The following is a 17,554-nucleotide window of genomic DNA, read 5'->3' as shown; positions in this document are numbered from 1 at the left end:
GGGAAAGCTTTTGGAGACACGCGAATAATCGAGCTCTTCAATTCGGAATAGCGGAGTTCGATCGCAGGTACCGGTAAAGAGCGTTGCCGTCTTGGCATCGAAAGGTTCTGCTGGTTCCGGCACTTTCAGCTGTCTCTGATTTCGATCGCGAGGCCGTTTTGTAGTTTTCCTTCTACTTGAACACCTCCTTGCGAAGGATCTGCAGCAACCTCGTCAAAACCTCGTTGTGCACGACGGCAATACCGTCCGAGCGCGGCCAGAAAGCACCCGTGTGTCCGTGCACGTGGTGCCCGGTCAGCGGGCGACCGAGTTCGACGAACCGATCCAGGACGGGCGGGATGGGATTGTCGGGTCTGGGTGCGTTAACGATCTCTCCGTCCGAAAACATATCCGCTACGCATTCATGGCTAAAAAGGCTCGCTCTCGGGTCGAGGCAGTCGGCGACGACCATCAGATCCCTGGCAGACACCTCGAGATCGACGTCCATCCACAGGCACATGAGGCGAGGAGGGCGGTAGTCGCGGAAGGTATCGGCGTAGAAGCCTTTGTGGAAGGTAACCTGTTCGAGCGACCCCAGCCGGCGCACATTCTCGGTTACTTCTTCGAGACTGCCGGCATAATCGCCCTCAGTGTAACCGCTGTGCTTTGCTTCCGGAAGGCCTTCGAATGAATCGAAGATATGCATCTTCAAATCCAGCTGCTGGCAGGCGAAGCTCAGCATTGAGGAACTGAAGCCCTTGAAGCAACCAAACTCGGCGAAGTCGCCTTCTACGCCGCAGGATTTAAGGACGTAAAGCTGGTGCGCGATCGCCATGATCTCGGTGGGCGAGTTGGGCTTGCCGTGAAAGTCGGCCTGCCTGCTACGTTCAATACATTTTTGACTTATGACCGGGTCTCACGAACTTTGACCAAGGTGGTAGCGACCGCTACCGATAGTCCAAGTCAACACACGGCATTCCCCGTTATTATCGCTCAACCTAACGGCTTGCATGCAATGGGCGCATGGTCTCCAGCAATCATGGCGAATCCCAATCGCGGTTATATGGCTTATTTGAATTTTTCGTCAGGCGCTGATCCGACAACGAAGTGGTCTTGCGTTTTCGGTGAGACCAACATCACGACCGGCTCGGTTTATTCCTATAGCTGCCCGATTGCTGTTGGTACGGTTGATGAGGTTGTCAAAGCGATAGATGCGTATCCCGTGCCAGGGCAAACAGTTACTACGATGGTTTCGGTATATCGATTTTACAAAAATTTGCAGCATTTCATGACGCGTTCATATTCAGAGGCAGCAAGTGCTGGATTCAATTTTGAGACGACTGGATTTCATTTGTTCGTGAACGGAGGCGCGAATCGCCGCGCCCTTTATCGTTGCTTCAATCCTGCCAACGGCGATCATTTTGTGTCGACACAGTCCAATTGCGAAGGACGCCGAGGTGAAGGCATTCTTGGTTACGCCTCAACGTCTCAAGTGGCTGGCCTTCTTCCGCTCTACCGCTTTTATAAAGCGAATACCTCAGATCATCTGATTACGGTGAATTACAACGAGGGATCGCAGGGTGGATACGCGTACGAAGGCATTCTCGGATATGTGGCTAATTAGCCACTCTGTTTTTTATTTCGACGACTTTTGATGCGAGTTGCCTACAGAAAGAGGTATATTTGATGAAAGGTGGGTTGGCGTGAGTTCTTGAAGGGCTATTCCGCGCACCCGGAATTGAGCGCAAAGTCGACGCATCTCGGCTTCGGTTCCATATACCTCGGGCACGACGTCGGCGCCGAAAGGCGGCTGGCGAGCGCCGCCGGGTTCACCAGCGCGCTTGATGCATGGCGCCTCGATCTCGGCCTCTCGATCGACGATGTCACGTTTACCGGAGCGCCGCTGGCCCATGTCGGTGGTATCTATACCGTGTGCTGCGGCCGCTGTCGCTGGGTGGCCGCAGCGTCGTGCTGCCGCGATGGGACTCGGAGATCGCGATCGACCTGATCGAACAGGAGCGCGCGACAATCGCGCCGGGCACAACGGTGTTCCTCCGCGGTCTCGTCGAACGATACGAACGCAGCAACTCGCCCGGTCATCACCTCGAGATATTCAGCTCCTCGGGCGCGCCGAACCCGCCGAACCTGGCCCGCCGTGCCGATGCGCAAGGCATCTACGCCTTTCGCAGTTACGGCATGACCGAGTGTCTCCGAACCATCGCCCACCCTCGCTTCGGCACGGCGCTGCGCTTGACGCCGCGTGCCTTGCGAAAGATTGATGAGGGCTGGGGCGGGAAAAGCCGTATCGTGTGCAGAAAGGATGTTCGACGATGCAGCCCGGAGACCCGCTCGACCCGCTTCTGAACCGGCTGGGCAATAGGCCGGCGATGCCGGTATCGGATGATTTCATGGACGGCGTGTGGGAGCGTGCGGGCCGGCTGCAGGCGCGGCGGGAAGCGCGCGGCCGGCTGATGCTGCTCGCTTGTCTCGCGATCGTCGGGCTGGGCGCGGGCGCGACGGTCGCGCAGGCGCCTGCCTATGCCGAGCCGCGCACGTATGTCGTTTCCAGCGAGGCCCACCTTTCGCCGGCCGCGCTCCTGCAGGTCGAGCCATGAAGGTCTCGCGCCTGCAGATCGCCGTCGCGATCGTCCTCGCCGCGCTCGCGGGTGCGCTGGGTGCGGTGGCGGCCAATCGCTGGCACGACCAGCGCCAGCCCGGCGGTCTGCACGAATTCGTCCACGAGCGGCTCGACCCCGACGCGGCGCAACTGCGCCGGCTCGATGCTCTCGAGGCGCGGTTTGCGATCGAAAACGCCCAGCACGAACTCGCCCTGCGTCAGGCCAATGCCCGCCTGGCCGCGGCGATGGACAGCGAACACGAATACGGACCGCGAGTGACCGCCGCGATCGACGGGGTGCACGATGCGATGGGCGACCTCCAGAAATCGACCGTACGCCATGTGTTCGCGATGCGGCAGATCCTCGACGAGGAGCAGCGGCGCGAATTCGATCAGCAGGTCGCGCGATCGCTGACCGGCGCGACGCCGGAATGATCCGGCGGTGGCGCTATCCCCGGCCGAAACCGAAGCGGAGCTGATCCGCCGGACGATCGCAGGCGACAGGCTCGCCTTCGCCGGGCTGGCAAGGTCGCTGATACCTCGCCTGCTGGCGACGGCGGGCCGGATGCTGGGAAACCGTGCGGAAGCCCAGGATGCGGTGCAGGACGCGTTGGCGTCGGCATGGGTCGCTCGCGAGCGGCTGGACGCGGCCCGGCCGATCCTGCCGATGTTGACGACGATAACGCTCAACAAGTGCCGCGACCGGCTGCGCAGGCGCAAGGTCGCGGAGGCATTCCGCCTGGGCGCCGGGCCGTCTTGCGATCTGGCCGGCGACGAAGCGCCTTCGCCGGAGAGGGCTGCCGGCGACCGCGATGCGCTGGAGCGGACCCGGCAGGCGATCGGCAGGCTGCCGATCCGCTTGCGCGAGGCGCTGGTGCTGGTGGCGATCGATGGCCACAGCCAGCGTGAGGCCGCCGAACTGCTGAACGTATCGGAAAAAACGGTCGAAACCCGGATCTACCGCGCGCGCAGGATATTGCGGGAAGAAATCGGAAAACCGTGAGGGGCGATCGCGTCGGGCGCGTAAGAGGGCAAAAGGCATACGAACGAGATATCTTTGATGCGCGACCTGAATCGACGACGTTTCCTCGGCGCCGGAGCCGGGGCCGCCGGCCTGCTCGGCATCGGCGCCATGACGCCGGCCTGGGCGCGCGGAGGCGATCTCCACGGCGGGCCGATCCGCTCGGGGTTCGACGAGGTGTCCGGCCGCAGCATCGACCTGACGATCGGCGAGGGCGCTTGGGCGGTGCAGGGCCGGCGCGGCCATGCGGTGGCCGTGAACGGCAGCGTGCCGGGCCCGCTCGTCCGCCTGAAGGAGGGCGAGCCCGTCCGGCTCAACGTGACCAACACGCTCGGCGCGGATAGCTCGATCCACTGGCACGGGCTGCTGGTGCCGTTCCAGTTCGACGGGGTTCCGGGGGTGAGCTTCCCCGGCATCGCGCCGGGTGAAACGTTTGTCTACGACCTCCCCGCGCTGCGCCAGTCGGGCACCTACTGGTGGCACAGCCACTCGAACATGCAGGAGCAGGCGGGCCATTACGGACCGATTGTGATCGAACCCGCCGCGGGAGACCCCGTGCAGGCGGACCGGGACTACATCCTGCTGCTGAGCGAATTCACGCCGCTCCACCCGCATGCGATCATGGAAAAGCTCAAGAAGGGCGAGGAATACTTCAACAATCAGAAGACGAGCTGGACCGACGCATATCCGCTTTCCGGCAGAGACCGGCGGATGTGGGCCGGGATGCGGATGATGCCGACCGATATCCTCGACGTGAGCGGATCGACCTACACCTATCTCGCCAACGGCCGGGGGCCGGACGAAGGCCTCGAATATCTGTTCGAACGCGGCGAACGCGTGCGCCTGCGGATCATCAACGGCAGCGCGATGAGCTTCTTCAACCTGCGCATCCCCGGCTTGAGGTTCCATGTCGTGGCGGCGGACGGGCAGAACGTGCGCCCGGTGGAAGTCGAGGAATTTCAGATCGGAACGGCAGAAACCTACGACATCGTCGTCGAACCCACCGGCGAGGCGCATTCGATCGTCGCCGAGAGCATGGACCGCTCGGGAATGGCGGTCGCGACGCTGGCGAGCAGGCCCGGCGCGCGCGCCGCGGTGCCCGCGCTGCGCGATCCGCCGCTGCTGACGATGGCGGATATGGGGCACGGCGGGATGGGCCATGGCGCGATGGGTCATGGCGAAACCGGCCATGCGGGAAACGGTGGTGCCGGGGGCGACATGGCGGGCATGTCTATGCGCGATACGTCCCGGCTGCCTGCGGACGTCGCCGTCGGGCCCGGCGTCGACATGGTTTCGATGAACCCGGTCGACCGGATGGGCGATCCGGGCATCGGCCTCGACAGCATGCCGCACAGGGTGCTGACCTACCGCGATCTCGTCGCGCTCGCGCCCAACGACGACCCGCGCCGGCCCTCGCGGCAGATGGAAATCCACCTGACCGGCAACATGGAGCGCTACATGTGGTCGTTCGACGGCAGCAAGTTTTCGGCCGTCAGCGATCAGCCGATCCGCTTCGCCTACAACGAGCGCGTCCGCGTGAAGCTCGTCAACGACACCATGATGGCGCACCCGATTCATCTGCACGGGCATTTCTTCGAGCTGGTCAACGGCGCACCGGCGGATCGCCAGCCGCAGAAGCATACGGTGATCGTCCAGCCGGGCGGGAGCGCCTCGTTCGATCTCACGGCCGACGAGGAAGGCGACTGGGCGTTCCACTGCCACCTCCTCTATCACATGCACATGGGGATGTTTCAGGTCGTGACGGTGGCGCCGGAGGGCTACCGGCCCGATGCGGACCGGGAGGGAGAGCCATGATGCGCCCCGCCGCGTTCCTGCTGCTCGCGAGCGCCGCTTCGCCGGCGATGGCCCAGCATGCCGGGCACGAAGCGCACTCTCCGCCCGGCGAGGCGGACCAATCGGCATCCCAGCATCCGCATGGCCACGAGGGCCCGGCTCATGATGCGAACGAGCGGGCGGACGATGCGCCGGCCGATCAGTCCACGATGGACGGCATGGACCATTCGCAGATGGACCATTCGGGGATGGAGCACGACGCGGCGCCCATCCCCGAGGGCGCGCCCCCGGCGGCGGCCGGTTCCGGCCCGCCGCGTGCGGCCGATGCCGTCTGGGGCGCCGAAGCGATGCGCGCATCGCGCGATCACCTTCGCCACGAGCACGGCAATCAGACCTATCTGTGGTTTCAGGCGGACCGGGCCGAATATCGCGCGCGCGAAGACGCCGACGGATACTTGTGGGACGTGCAGGGCTGGTACGGCGGCGATCTCGACAAGTTGTGGCTGAAATCCGAAGGGGAGGGCAGCTTCGGCGAGCCGATCGAAGGCGCAGAAGTGCAGGCGCTCTACAGCCGGGCGATCGGGCCGTGGTTCGATTTCCAGGCCGGGGTGCGGCAGGATTTCGCCCCGCGCGACCGGACATACGCGGTCGTGGGTGTTCAGGGGCTCGCGCCCTACCTGTTCGAGATCGACGCTGCGGCGTTCCTGTCCGACAGGGGCGATCTGACGGCCAGGGTCGAGGCGGAACTCGATCAGCGGATCACCCAGCGCCTGATCCTGCAACCGCGCGCGGAGGCGAACCTTTCGGCGCAGGATATTCCCGAGCTCGGGATCGGCGCGGGGTTCGATTCGATCGAGCTGGGCCTGCGGCTCCGATACGAGATCGTGCCCGAATTCGCGCCGTACATCGGGGTGGAGCAGGAATGGAAGCTGGGCCGCAGCGCCGATTTTGCGCGCCTCGAGGGTGAGAACGCCGGGGTGACCAACTACGTGGTCGGCGTCCGGTTCTGGTTCTGAACGGTCAGATACAGGCCGGAACGATCAGGATCGGCAGGCCGCCTATCGCTATCGCCCCCAATCCGGTGAGCGACAGCGCCACGCTCGCGGTGTGCAGCACTTCGCCGCGGTGCCTGATCTGCCAGAACACTATCGCCGCAGCGATCGCCAGACTGGCTGCCCACAGGGCCAGCAGCAGCACGGCGTGGCCGGTGCCGCCGAGCAACGGCACCCGGTCCAGCCCGGCGCTGCAGCTCACGCCGTGGGCCGCGTAGATCAGCGCAAAGGCGATCGCCCACCAGACGAGGCCCGCGCTCAGCCGGAGCAGCGCCGTCATGCGAGCCACCCCGGCAGGGCGATCGCCAGCATCGCGGCGGCTGCCGCCCCGGCCGCGTAGTCGTTCCAGAGGACCGCCACGCGCAGATCGCTGTCGCGCGCGGGCGAGACGTATCCCTTCGCGATCCGGCGGTGCGCGAAGGCGGCCATCGCGACCGACAGCCCGGCGTGGAACAGCGCGTAGATGCCGATGCAGGCGGTCGTGGCGGCATAGGCGTGGCTCGTGGGCGGGGGCAGGGCGGTGAGCGCCCAGCCGAGCATCGCGATCGTGATCGACTGGCCGACGATCGCGAGCCATATCCCGCGCTGCGGCCGCGCGCCGCGATGCAGGTCGCGCAGTGCCATCCGCAGGCCCGCGACGGCGGCGATCGCGCCGAAGGCCATCAGGGCGGGTTGCAGCGCGAGCGGCGCGATGATCCGCGGCGGGGGCCAGTCGGGCGCCACCGTCCACAGGAAGGCCCAGCCGAACAGCAGCGAGATGAAAAACGTGGCGCTGGCCGCGATGGCGAGGATGCTGCCGAGCCACCCGGTCGACTCGCGCGTTTCGCCGCCGACCGGCAGTTCGAGGCCATTTCCGGCATCGACCGGGCCGACGTCGCGCCGCTCGCCCAGGCTCCAGCACCAGCGCCAGCCGAGCACCGCGACGACGATCAGGAACAGCGGCGCGACCGGATAGAGCCCGAACAGCATGCACAGGAAGAAGCCCGCCAGCACCAGCGCGATATACAGCGGCAATGCGCTGTTGCCCGGCAGCACCGCGACATAGGCGGGCGCGCCGGTGACGCTGTCGACCGCCAGCGTCTCGCGCCGCCCGTCGCGCGTGCGTGCCAGCAGGCCTTCGCCGCGCACCAGTTCCAGCGGCAGTTCGGGCCGGTCGTGCAGCGGCTCGCGGCTTTCCACGGTGGGCAGGCTGGCGAAGTTGTAGCTCGGCGAAGGGGTCGGCATCGCCCATTCCAGCGTGCCCGCGCGCCACGGATTGCGCACGTTGTCGCGCCGAAGCCATAGTTGCAGGATCACGTCGATCAGGAACAGCCCGAAGCCGAACGCGAGCACGAACGAGCCGACCGAGGACAGGAGGTTGTAGGCGGTCCACCCGATGTCGGCCGGATAGGTATCGATCCGGCGCGGCATCCCCAGCAAGCCGACCACGTGCATCAGCAGGAAGGTCATGTTGAAGCCGATGAAGATCAGCCAGAACGCCGCTTCGCCCAGATGCATGATCCGGCCACGCCCGCTGACGTGGGGCAGCCAGTAGTAGGTCGCCGCCAGCATCGGGAACACGAACCCGCCGACCAGCACGTAATGCAGGTGGGCGGTGACGAACGCGGTATCGTGCGCCTGCGCGTCGAACGGCACTACGGCCAGCATCACGCCCGTCAGCCCGCCGATCACGAACACGACGAAGAAGCCGACGATGTAGAGCATCGGCAGCCGCCGTTCCGGGTGGCCGATCCACAGCGTGCCCAGCCACGCGAAGATCTGCACCGCGGTGGGGACCGCCACCAGCGTCGATGCGGCGGAAAAGAACCCCAGCGCCATCTTCGGGATGCCGGTGGTGAACATGTGGTGCACCCACAGCCCGAAGCTGAGGAAGGCGAGGGCGAAGATCGCCGCGACGATCATCCCGTATCCCAACAGCCGGGTGCGCGCCATCACCGGCAGGATGGTCGATATCGCGCCCGCAGCGGGCAGGAAGATGATGTAGACCTCTGGGTGACCGAACAGCCAGAACAGGTGTTGCCACAGCAGCGGCGATCCGCCGGTCGCGGGCGCGTAGATCGGCCAGCCGAACGCGCGCTCCACCTCCAGCAGGATCGAGCCGAGGATCAGCGGCGGGAAGGCGAACACCATCATTCCGGCGGTGACCAGCAGGTACCAGGCCATGATCGGCATCCGGTCCAGCCGCATGCCCGCCGCGCGGAATTTCAGGATGGTGACGATGATCTCGATCGCGGCGCACATCGCCGAAATCTCGACGAAGGTGATGCCCAGCAGCCAGACGTCGGAGTTGATGCCGGGGGTGTATTCCTTGCCCGACAGCGGGGGGTAGAGGAACCAGCCCGCATCGGGCGCATAGCCCGCCAGCATCGCCACGATCAGGATCGTGCCGCCGAACAGGTAGCACCACCAGCCGAGCGCGGTGAGGCGCGGATAGGCGAGATCGCGCGCGCCGAGGATCTTGGGCAGCAGGTAGATCGCCACCCCTTCGATCAGGGGAATCGCGAACAGGAACATCATGATGCTGCCGTGCATCGTGAACAGCTGGTTGTAGATTTCCGGCCCCACGAAGGCGCTGCCCGGCGTGGCGAGCTGCGCGCGGATCAGCATCGCCAGAATGCCGCCGATGGCGAAGAACACGAACGAGGCGAGGATGAAGCGCTTGCCCAGATCGGTATGGTTCACGTTCGTGAACATGCCCTTCCAGCCCGGATCGTTGCGCCAGATCCGGTCGAGCTCGCGGTGGAGGCGCAGCGCCTTCATTCGCTGCCCCCTGCGAATTCGGCCCAGCCCCGCGCATCGTGCGCGATTACGGTGAACCCGTGCCCCTGATGGCCGACGCCGCAATATTCGGCGCAGACGCCGCGATAGCGCCCCGGCGCGTCGGCCTCGATCCTGATGCGGTTCACGTGGCCGGGGATCGCATCCATCTTGCCCGCCAGCCGCGGAATCCAGAAGCTGTGGATCACGTCGATGGCGGTGATCTCCAGATCGACGGGGCGGCCCGCCGGGATATTCAGCACGTTCTCGGTCGCGATCGGCGTGCCGCCGCGCTGATGCGTAAAGGCCCAGGCATATTGCCGCGCCTCCACGCCCACCGTCATCGAGGCCGCGGGCTCGCCCGGCGCCTGCCGCGCCATCAGCGCGAGGGCATAGACCAGCAGCGCGGCCAGCACGACGCAGGGCATCGCCACGCCCAGCCAGCCGAGCCACAGCCGCTCGCTGTTCCCCCGGCTCATCGACGGGCGCAGCAGCGCGACCGCCAGCAAGCCGAACACCAGCAGGCACAGTGCCCCCGCACCCGCGAGCATGATCCACCACAGGTCCGCCACCGCCCGCGCCGACGGGCCGGCCGGATCGAGAGTGGACAGCGGCCCCGCGCATGCCGCAAGGAGAGCCACGGGCACCAGCCCGAGCATACGGACAAGGGCGGCGTGGCGATGGCGGAAACCAAGGAACAGGCGGCGGAAGAGGAACTCGTCGACCCGATCGAGGAAGACCCGACCTTCCACCGCATCGAATCCAAGATCGCGCTGGCGGGCCATCCGATCCATGCCATGCTGGTGGCGTTCCCCATCGGTCTGACCCCCTGCGTGCTGGGTGCGGACCTGTTCTACTGGTGGACGGGCGACCTGTTCTGGGCGCGTGCCGCGCTGTGGGCGGCGGGGATGGCGTTCCTGTTCGGCGTGCTCGCGGGCATCGCGGGCACGGTCGAACTGCTGATGGTGCCCGGCATTCGCGTGCGCGCCGCGAGCTGGACCCATTTCGCCATCGCGATGACGCTGCTGTCCGTCCTCGCCGCCAACTGGGGCTACCGGCTGGGCGGATACGAACAGGCGATCCTGCCCTACGGCCTGCTCCTGTCGGCGTTCGCGCTGGTGTTCACGGCGTTCACCGGCTGGCACGGCGGCAAGTTGGTGTTCGAATATCAAATCGGTATCTCGCGCACGGGCAGCTGATGGCCCTGCGGTTCGGTGAGCCAGGCGGGGAAGATGTCGGGAATGTCCGGTTTCGCGAGCACGAGGATTAGGATCACCGCCAGCGTCGCGAAGGTGGCGATTTCCAGCGGGATGAACCACATCGGGGTGTGCCGTCCGCTCCGCTCGCTCATCAGGATCACCACGCGCCCGACCAGCATGTGCAGCGCCACCAGCACGCCCACCGCGACCAGCTTGGCGAACAGCCACGGCTCGAACGCCGGGGCGAGCCAGATCAGCGCGGTTCCGGCCCCGATGGCGATCACCGCGGCGGGCGTCAGGATGCGGACATAGCCGTTGTGCGTGATGAGGCGCAGCCGCGTGTAGCTCGCCTGGTTTTCCACCAGCTCGTGTTTGCGCAGCAGCAGCGGCAACGCGATCAGGCCCGCGCACCACACGATCAGCGCGGCCAGGTGCAGCGCCTTCATCCACGTCAGGATCATGCGCTCGCCGCCGCGAGATGGCGCCAGCGCCGCGCGCCCAGCCACGCCGCCCAGAACGCGAACGGCAGCATCCCCGGCACCCACATTAGCAGCCCGGCGAGCTGCTGATCTTCCAACGGCCCGAGCCCGAACGGCACGGTGGTGGCGAGGTGCGAGGCGTAGAGCGGATCGGGCGCGAACGAGAGCAGCGCTCCGAGGAACCCCATCTGGATCGTCGCGCCGACCAGCGCCATCACGTCGGCGCCCGGCCGCCCGCCGATCACCGCCGACCAGAACAGCCACGACGCGCCGAGCAGGCTGGCCTGCATCAGCCAGTACAATGCCTTGTTCGCCAGCGCCGCGTCGTAGAACAGCGGCACGTGCCATAGCCACAACACGGCGGTGAACAGCGCGAGCGAAGCGGCCGGGCCGATGCGCGGCGCGCGGCCCACGGCCAGCGCGAGCAGCGGCGCGGCGGCCCCGACGATGAGCAGGTGATGTACGGCCCGCGCGGAAAACAGCGCGCTCGACAGCGCACACAGCGGCGAGAGGAAGGCGAGGGCGAGGGCGAAGATCGCCCCGAGCCACATCGCGCGCCGCTCGCTCGGCAGCCGCACCGTGATCGCGATCGCGCAGACGAACAGCGCGAGCAGCGCCGGGTCGCCGTTCCACGCGCCCCACAGGCCGTGCGGCTCGGGCGGGGGGCCGCAATAGCGGCCATGCAGGAAGTGAAGGCTTGCAGCCATGCTATCTCGCTCTCGTCGAACGGGTCGATGCGTAACCTTTGTGCCCGGCTATGTCACCGCCGCCCGCAGTCAGTCCGTCACATGCGTGTGCACGGCAGTGTAGGGCAGCTGGAAGTAATCGAGCACTTCGCCCGCCGCGCGGCCGACCCGGCTGCGGGAATTCTTGAACAGCAGTTCGCGCAGGTTCAGGCCGATGCCCACGAAAATGTGGCGCTTGGGCGTGATCCCCGCGGCCCTGTCCTCGAGCCGGAAATCGTCCCCGTGGTAGCCGAGGTGCAGTTCGAGGAAACGCAGCGGGCTGCGCTCGAACGCCTCGAACCCGGCCGACTTGAGCGCGAAGAAATACCGCTGCTGTTCGAAATGCGGCTTGCCGTTGACGCTGTAGATATCTTCGTTCGGCTCGATCATGAGCCGGAAATCCAGCTTCTGGTCGAGATCGGGCACCGAATTGCGCAGGATCGAAAGGCCCGCGCCGGCGGTGTTCATCGCGACGTCTTCCCACGACCAGCCGCTGTCGGGCTCGATGCTGTCGAACAGTTCGGACCACAGCATGACGCCCGACGCCAGCGCGGCGGCGGTGTACTGGATACCCGGCGCATCGCCGGTCTTGTGCTTGAGCCGCGCGTAGAACAACTCGCTGACGACATAGGCAGAATAGACGTGGGCGAGCTTGTCGACGCCGACGTTGTTGGTCGACCTGCCGAACCAGCCTTCGCTTTTGAAATGGGGCAGTCGCGGGTTCTTGAACAGCTTGGGCGCGTTGGTCGCGGTATAATAGCCCATCACCGCGGCGAATTCCCATTTGATCGCGGAAACGTCCTCGCCGAACGAGGCGTAGGAGCGCGTGGGCCGCGCGTCCGCTGCGAGTGAAGCGGATTCCTGCGGGCCGTAAACGTCCGGCGGTGAAGTCGGTTCGGCCTGGAGCGACACGGTCGCCATCGCGATCGCGCCGGGCGCGGCGTCGAAGATCGGCTCGGACAGGGCCGGTCGTCCGGGCGCGAAGGCGTCGTCGAGCGTCGCAAGTCCGGCGGACGACAGGTCGACGATATCGTGTTCGGCGGCAAGCACGGGGCTGCTGGCGATGCAGGTCGCGAAGCCTCCGGCCACGACCGCTGCGGCCCGGGCAAGACGCGGCCGGCGAACCCGGCCCCGCCCCGTCAATTGGTAGAGCATCGTGCTCCCTTTCGTATCGAGACGTCGATGATGCGGTGCGGATGCGCCCTAGGGCACCTGCCGGATGCTGTCTGCTGAATTTGTAAGCTTTTTCGCGGCGTTTGCGCAAGCGGTGGCACCCGGCAGGCCGGAGCCCGACAGGCTGACATAAAAGGTCGGGCTATCAATCCGCCCCGCCGCGTCCATCGTCCATCATGCCATGCTGGCACTGATCGAAACGCACGATCTGCAGGTCGATCTCCCCGGCTCTCCGGTTCATTCTGCTGCGTGGACGCGGACCCAGTCGACTTCCATGCGGATGTCCCCGGCCTTGATCCGCTCGACCGTCTCGGCGGGCAGGCCGTTGTACGGTTCCTCGATCCCGTTGGTCTTGAACGGATAGGCGCCGCCCAGCGCGAAGTTGACGATCACGTATTGTGGGGCGTCGAACACCCACTTGCCATAGTGTTCGACCATCGGGCGGGTGACGCGGTAGGTCGTGCGCCCGTCGACCTGAAACAGGATTTCGCTGCTCGTCCATTCCACCGCGTATTCGTGCCACTGGGTCACGTCGATGCCGTTCTCGAACATGAACTTGTTCACCAGCGGGGTTTCGCCCGAATAGCCGGGGCCGTGCAGCGCCACACCAACCCAGTCCTTCTCACCGACATATTCGAGGATGTCGATTTCGCCGGCCGTGGGCCAATCGCCGTTGCCGAGCAGCCAGAACGCGGGCCACACGCCTTCGGCATCGGGCATGCGGATGCGCGCGGAGGCCCGCCCATGGGTGAAGTCGAACTTGCCGCGGGTGTTGATCCGGCCCGAAACGAAGTCCGCCTTGCGCCCCGTCGGGGTCTCGAATCCCTCGCTGAAACGCGGCTGGAGCACGAGCACGCCGTCCTCCGCGCCCGGCACCGCGCCCGCGGGAAGGAAATGGATCGTCTCGGGCGAATCGACGTAGGCCTGCTGCTCGTTGTTGACCCAGAACGTGGGGCCTTCGACGTTCCACTTGCTGCGATCGAGCGTGCCGGTGTCGAAATCGTCGGAGAAGATCAGCGCGCCGGGCGTCGCGGCGGCGGTGCCCGACGCTGCGGGACACTTCGCCGCGCCGTCGCCATCCTCGATCCGCGCCTCGAGCAGCGTCAGCGCCAGGCCCGCATCGCCGTCGATCCGCAGCGCGGTGCCGACGCGTTCGAGTTCGGCGGCGTCGCCCGCCAAACAGCGTAGCGGCACCCGCAGGGTGGCGACTTCGCCCGCCGGGGCGCTGGCGATCCACGGGCCGAGCGGGACCGTACCGCCATGGAGCGCGAGCGCCGCCGCGCCGCCGCCCGGCCGGTCGACCCGCAGGTCCACGCGCAGCACGTCGTTATCCTCGTAAGCGACCGAGAGGTCGGCCGGGGGGCCTTCGATCAGGACTTGGCCGGGGCCGGTCCAGGCGAATGCCTTGCCGTCTTCCTGCGCGGTCACATCGACCGAGCGGACCGACAGCGTGCCTCCGGGGCTGGTCGTCTCGCCCGGCCCGATGGGGCGCTTGCCGCCTGCGTCGGACAGCGACAGTACCCACGGATCGGGCGCACGGCCGTCGGCGAAGAACGTGTCGAGGTTGAGCGCTTCGGCGAGATCGACGCCGAGGTCTTCGGGCAGCGCAGGCACCGTCTGCGGCGCGGCGTAGCTGAGGCCGTAGCCGCGGTCGAACAGCGGCTCGGCCACCGGGGAGCGCGCATCGGCGGGCCAGGCGAACGAGAGCTTGCCGGTGAAATCGCGCGCCGGTTCGCCCGAGCGCTGCGCCACCAGTACGTCGGCGATACCATCGGCCTGCGTGCCGGGCAGCCATGCGGCGACGAACGCATCGGAGGCATTGATCTCGGGGCTGACGAACATCGGCCGGCCCGAGAGGAACACCGAGACGACCGGGATGCCCTGATCCTTCAGCTTGCGCAGCAGCGCGAGGTCTTCCGCGCCGGTCGGCTGGTAGTCGAGCGTGGGCACGTCGCCCTGCATTTCGGCATACGGCGTCTCGCCGAACACCACCACCGCGACGTCGGGCTTGGCGGAGAACGACCCGTCCGCCGAAAGCGCGGCGGTGCCGCCCGCCTCGCCGATCGCGGAGGACAGCGCCTGCCAGATCGTCTGCCCATTGGTGAAGTCGGCCTTGGTCACATCGGCGCCCTGCCAGCTCACCGTCCAGCCGCCGTTCTGCATCGCCATGTCGTCGGCGCCGCGCCCCGCCACCAGCACGTTCGCGCCGGGCGCGATCGGCAGGGCGGAGCCGTTGTTCTTCAAGAGCACGAGCGATTTCGCCACCGCTTCGCGCGCCAGCGCCAGGTGCTCGGCGGAACCGATCGCGGCGTAATCCGCCCGTTCGCGCATCGGATCGTCGAGCAGGCCCAGCTTGGCCTTCACCCGCAGGATGCGCCGCACCGCATCGTCCACGCGCGCCTGCGGGATCGTGCCGTCGCGCGCCTGCGCCAGCGTGTTGGCGTAGAGCTGCTTCCAGCTGTCGGGCGCCATGAACATGTCCAGCCCGGCGTTGATCGAGGCGGGGCACGAGACGACCGTGCAATCCGCCACCTGCCCGTGCCCATTCCAGTCGCCCACCACGAACCCGTCGAAGCCCATCCGGTCCTTCAGCACGTCGGTCAGCAGCGAGCGGTTGCCGTGGTGCTTCGCGCCGTTCCAGCTCGAGAAGCTGGCCATCACGGTCAGCGCGCCCGCGTCGATCGCCGCCGGATAGCCCGCGGCGTGAACCCTCACGAGTTCGGCCTCGTCGATCCGCGCATCGCCCTGATCGACGCCATTGAGAGTGCCGCCGTCGGCGAGGAAATGCTTGGCCGTCGCCGCGACCTTGCCTGCGGCGAGTTGGCGGCCCGGGGCGAGATCGCCCTGCAATCCTTCGACCATCGCCCCGCCGTAGGATGCGACGAGCGTGGGATCGGAAGAATATCCCTCGTAAGTGCGGCCCCAGCGCGGGTCCTGCGGCACCGCCAGCGTCGGCGCGAAGGTCCACTCGATGCCGCTCGCCGCGATCTCGCGCGCGGTGGCCTCGCCGATGCGGCGGATCAGGTCGGGATCGTGCGCCGCGCCGAGGCCGATGTTGTGCGGGAAGACGGTGGCGTTCGGGATGTTATTGTGGCCGTGGACCGCGTCCACCCCGAAGATGATCGGGATCGCCACGCCGTTTTCGCCATTGGCGAGCGAGGCGGCGCGGAACTCGCGCACCAGCCGGTTCCAGTCCGCCGCGCTCGCTCGCTCGTTGCCGTATGGGCCGCTATTGCCGCCCGCGAGGATCGAGCCGAGCGGATATTCGGCGAGGTCGGCGGGCTCGATCGCGCTGATATCCGCCTGCACCAACTGCCCGACCTTCTGTTCGAGCGACATGCGCGCGATCAGCGCGTCGATGCGCGCTTCGGTCGCCGGATCGCTCAGCGCATCGGGGGAGGAAGCCGTCGGCCAGTTGGCCGGGTCCGCCTGCGCCATCCCGGCGGAGGACGCGAGGCCGTCCTGCGCCAATACGCCGCCGCAGCCCCCGGTCGCCAGGGCCAGGGTCGCTATGCCGATGCGCCAGTCCATATCAGTCCTCTCGAGAGCTTGGTGTTGAAACGGCTTCTTTCCGACTGCCTGAGACCCCGGTGGGAGCCGCTCGTCAGGTCGGGGGTGGTGTGGTGGAACTGCGTTCGATGAGCGCGCCGGACACGGTCACGACCCCGCTGGTGGGCGCGCCGGTCTTCACCGCTTCGATCAGCAGGTCCACCGCACGCGCGACGGTTTCGGCGATCGGCTGATCGATCGCGGTCAGCGGCGGCTGCGAAAACCGCACGATGGGGGTGTTGTCGAAGCTTATCAGCGAGAGGTCGTGCGGCACGTCCAGGCCCGCCGCGCTTGCGGCCTCGAGCGCCGCGAGTGTCATCTGGTCGCTGCTGGCGACGATCGCGGTCGGGCGCTGGGGGCGCGTCAGCAGATCCTGTGCGGCGGAAAAGCCGGAGCGATAGGTGAAGTCGCCGCGCGCCAGCAGGCCGTCGGCCGGCAGACCGGCGGCATCCATCGCATCGCGCCAGCCCGCGACGCGCCATTCGCTGAGCGAATATTCGGTCGGGCCGGCGATGAAGCCGATCGCGCGATGGCCCAGCGCGATCAGGTGTTCCGTCGCGGCGCGGGCCGAGCCTTCGTCATCCATCGTCAGCGAAATCCCCGACCCCTGCTCCTTCGATCCGATCCGGGCGTAGGGGATATTGTGCTCGTCGAGCAGGCGGCCGATCAGCGGATTGTCCGAGTGCGGCGGGGTCAGCACCACGCCGTCGGGACGCAGCGAGGCGAGAGCGGCGGCCAACTCGCGCTCGACATGGTCGTTGTGTGTGTCGACCAGTTCGAAGATCAGCCGATAGCCGTGCTCGGCGCACTTGAGCATGCCGCCGAGCAGCATCTGGTCGACCCAGTCGCCGCCCTCGCGGCTGCGCCAGTCGGCGATCGTGCGCTCGCGGTCGTTGATCGCCAGGATCAGGTAGGATCGCTTCCCGTTCATCCGCTGTGCGGCGATCGAGGGGACGTAGCCGAGCGCATCGATCGCGGCCTGCACGCGCTCGCGCATCGCGGGCCGCACGTTGGGGCCGTCGTTGATCACCCGGCTGACGGTTTGCAGCGACACGCCAGCGTGCGCGGCAACATGCTTGATCGTGACGGCCTGGCGGCGACTGCTCATGGCGGGTCCGATTGATCCAAGTGGCGCGCGAGGCGCGGTGGGCTCGCACCCGAGAGGTTGTCGCGTGCAGTGTCGGGGAGGCCGGGGTTCATACCTGTTAT

The 17,554-nt window shown here is 66.8% G+C and carries 17 protein-coding genes; 8 read left to right on the top strand and 9 right to left on the bottom strand.

Features of this window, described 5'->3' with window-relative positions:
* Window positions 1-172: 172 nt before the first annotated feature.
* On the bottom strand, window positions 173-814 hold the full coding sequence (locus ACE3QC_RS05890; RefSeq protein ID WP_374406195.1) for a TylF/MycF/NovP-related O-methyltransferase: 642 nt from the start codon (window positions 812-814) through the stop codon (window positions 173-175).
* Here ACE3QC_RS05890 and ACE3QC_RS05885 point away from each other — a divergent pair.
* The 7 genes from ACE3QC_RS05885 to ACE3QC_RS05855 all read left to right on the top strand — a co-directional run bounded on the left by ACE3QC_RS05885 (window position 800) and on the right by ACE3QC_RS05855 (window position 6,427).
* Window positions 800-1,603 (top strand): hypothetical protein, encoded by an 804-nt coding sequence (locus ACE3QC_RS05885; RefSeq protein WP_374406193.1) that lies wholly within the window; start codon window positions 800-802, stop codon window positions 1,601-1,603. The genes ACE3QC_RS05890 and ACE3QC_RS05885 overlap by 15 nt on opposite strands.
* 308 nt (window positions 1,604-1,911) lie before the next feature.
* A complete protein-coding gene (locus tag ACE3QC_RS05880; RefSeq protein ID WP_374406191.1) occupies window positions 1,912-2,343 on the top strand; it encodes an AMP-binding protein in 432 nt (143 codons plus the stop codon).
* A gap of 23 nt (window positions 2,344-2,366) precedes the next feature.
* The gene (locus tag ACE3QC_RS05875) at window positions 2,367-2,594 is read left to right on the top strand and encodes a hypothetical protein (protein ID WP_374406189.1); all 228 of its coding nucleotides are present in this window, start codon (window positions 2,367-2,369) and stop codon (window positions 2,592-2,594) included.
* Window positions 2,591-3,031 carry a periplasmic heavy metal sensor gene (locus ACE3QC_RS05870; RefSeq protein WP_374406187.1) on the top strand — a complete coding sequence of 147 codons (441 nt, stop codon included), beginning with the start codon at window positions 2,591-2,593 and terminating at the stop codon, window positions 3,029-3,031. Before ACE3QC_RS05875 ends, ACE3QC_RS05870 begins: the two co-directional genes overlap by 4 nt.
* Window positions 3,032-3,038: 7 nt before the next feature.
* Window positions 3,039-3,599, top strand: a complete 561-nt coding sequence (locus ACE3QC_RS05865; protein ID WP_374406185.1) for an RNA polymerase sigma factor — start codon at window positions 3,039-3,041, stop codon at window positions 3,597-3,599.
* A gap of 57 nt (window positions 3,600-3,656) precedes the next feature.
* Window positions 3,657-5,432: a copper resistance system multicopper oxidase gene (locus ACE3QC_RS05860; RefSeq protein WP_374406183.1), complete on the top strand. Its 1,776-nt coding sequence runs from the start codon at window positions 3,657-3,659 to the stop codon at window positions 5,430-5,432.
* Entirely contained in the window at window positions 5,432-6,427 is a 996-nt protein-coding gene (locus ACE3QC_RS05855; RefSeq protein WP_374406664.1) for a copper resistance protein B, read from the top strand. The genes ACE3QC_RS05860 and ACE3QC_RS05855 overlap by 1 nt, the downstream gene beginning before the upstream one ends.
* 4 nt (window positions 6,428-6,431) lie before the next feature.
* On the opposite strand, the gene ACE3QC_RS05850 is transcribed toward ACE3QC_RS05855, so the two are convergent.
* From ACE3QC_RS05850 to coxB, 3 genes are read right to left on the bottom strand one after another with little or no spacing between them, the layout of a single operon-like run.
* Entirely contained in the window at window positions 6,432-6,752 is a 321-nt protein-coding gene (locus tag ACE3QC_RS05850; RefSeq protein WP_374406181.1) for a hypothetical protein, read from the bottom strand.
* Window positions 6,740-9,223, bottom strand: coding sequence for a cytochrome c oxidase subunit I (gene ctaD / locus ACE3QC_RS05845; RefSeq protein WP_374406179.1), 2,484 nt, complete (start codon window positions 9,221-9,223; stop codon window positions 6,740-6,742). The genes ACE3QC_RS05850 and ctaD overlap by 13 nt, the downstream gene beginning before the upstream one ends.
* Entirely contained in the window at window positions 9,220-9,861 is a 642-nt protein-coding gene (gene coxB, locus ACE3QC_RS05840) for a cytochrome c oxidase subunit II (protein WP_374406177.1), read from the bottom strand. The genes ctaD and coxB overlap by 4 nt, the downstream gene beginning before the upstream one ends.
* Before the next feature lie 39 nt (window positions 9,862-9,900).
* On the opposite strand from coxB, the gene ACE3QC_RS05835 reads away from it, so the two are divergent.
* A complete protein-coding gene (locus ACE3QC_RS05835) occupies window positions 9,901-10,419 on the top strand; it encodes a DUF2231 domain-containing protein (RefSeq protein ID WP_374406175.1) in 519 nt (172 codons plus the stop codon).
* Here ACE3QC_RS05835 and ACE3QC_RS05830 read toward each other — a convergent pair.
* The 5 genes from ACE3QC_RS05830 to ACE3QC_RS05810 all read right to left on the bottom strand — a co-directional run bounded on the left by ACE3QC_RS05830 (window position 10,389) and on the right by ACE3QC_RS05810 (window position 17,453).
* Window positions 10,389-10,880: a CopD family protein gene (locus tag ACE3QC_RS05830; RefSeq protein ID WP_374406173.1), complete on the bottom strand. Its 492-nt coding sequence runs from the start codon at window positions 10,878-10,880 to the stop codon at window positions 10,389-10,391. The two genes, ACE3QC_RS05835 and ACE3QC_RS05830, sit on opposite strands and share 31 nt — an antisense overlap.
* Window positions 10,877-11,605 (bottom strand): cytochrome c oxidase assembly protein, encoded by a 729-nt coding sequence (locus ACE3QC_RS05825; RefSeq protein ID WP_374406171.1) that lies wholly within the window; start codon window positions 11,603-11,605, stop codon window positions 10,877-10,879. The genes ACE3QC_RS05830 and ACE3QC_RS05825 overlap by 4 nt, the downstream gene beginning before the upstream one ends.
* Window positions 11,606-11,674: 69 nt before the next feature.
* On the bottom strand, window positions 11,675-12,712 hold the full coding sequence (locus tag ACE3QC_RS05820) for a DUF2279 domain-containing protein (RefSeq protein ID WP_374406170.1): 1,038 nt from the start codon (window positions 12,710-12,712) through the stop codon (window positions 11,675-11,677).
* Window positions 12,713-13,033: 321 nt separating this feature from the next.
* Window positions 13,034-16,327 (bottom strand): glycoside hydrolase family 3 N-terminal domain-containing protein, encoded by a 3,294-nt coding sequence (locus tag ACE3QC_RS05815; RefSeq protein ID WP_374406168.1) that lies wholly within the window; start codon window positions 16,325-16,327, stop codon window positions 13,034-13,036.
* Between the two features lie 73 nt (window positions 16,328-16,400).
* Window positions 16,401-17,453, bottom strand: coding sequence for a LacI family DNA-binding transcriptional regulator (locus ACE3QC_RS05810; protein WP_374406166.1), 1,053 nt, complete (start codon window positions 17,451-17,453; stop codon window positions 16,401-16,403).
* Between the last annotated feature and the right edge of the window lie 101 nt (window positions 17,454-17,554).

It is taken from the genome of Pelagerythrobacter sp., assembly GCF_041912895.1.
Classification (GTDB): Bacteria; Pseudomonadota; Alphaproteobacteria; order Sphingomonadales; family Sphingomonadaceae; genus Pelagerythrobacter.
Note: the sequence above shows the minus strand (reverse complement) of the source record. Positions and strands in the feature narration are given on the sequence as shown.

Coding starts and splice junctions, on each gene's coding strand:
- ACE3QC_RS05890 (WP_374406195.1), bottom strand. CDS start 814: ATGGCGATCGCGCACCAGCTTTACGTCCTTAAATCCTGCGGCGTAGAA.
- ACE3QC_RS05875 (WP_374406189.1), top strand. CDS start 2,367: ATGCCGGTATCGGATGATTTCATGGACGGCGTGTGGGAGCGTGCGGGC.
- ACE3QC_RS05870 (WP_374406187.1), top strand. CDS start 2,591: ATGAAGGTCTCGCGCCTGCAGATCGCCGTCGCGATCGTCCTCGCCGCG.
- ACE3QC_RS05860 (WP_374406183.1), top strand. CDS start 3,657: ATGCGCGACCTGAATCGACGACGTTTCCTCGGCGCCGGAGCCGGGGCC.
- ACE3QC_RS05855 (WP_374406664.1), top strand. CDS start 5,432: ATGCGCCCCGCCGCGTTCCTGCTGCTCGCGAGCGCCGCTTCGCCGGCG.
- ctaD (WP_374406179.1), bottom strand. CDS start 9,223: ATGAAGGCGCTGCGCCTCCACCGCGAGCTCGACCGGATCTGGCGCAAC.
- ACE3QC_RS05835 (WP_374406175.1), top strand. CDS start 9,901: ATGGCGGAAACCAAGGAACAGGCGGCGGAAGAGGAACTCGTCGACCCG.
- ACE3QC_RS05830 (WP_374406173.1), bottom strand. CDS start 10,880: ATGATCCTGACGTGGATGAAGGCGCTGCACCTGGCCGCGCTGATCGTG.
- ACE3QC_RS05825 (WP_374406171.1), bottom strand. CDS start 11,605: ATGGCTGCAAGCCTTCACTTCCTGCATGGCCGCTATTGCGGCCCCCCG.
- ACE3QC_RS05815 (WP_374406168.1), bottom strand. CDS start 16,327: ATGGACTGGCGCATCGGCATAGCGACCCTGGCCCTGGCGACCGGGGGC.
- ACE3QC_RS05810 (WP_374406166.1), bottom strand. CDS start 17,453: ATGAGCAGTCGCCGCCAGGCCGTCACGATCAAGCATGTTGCCGCGCAC.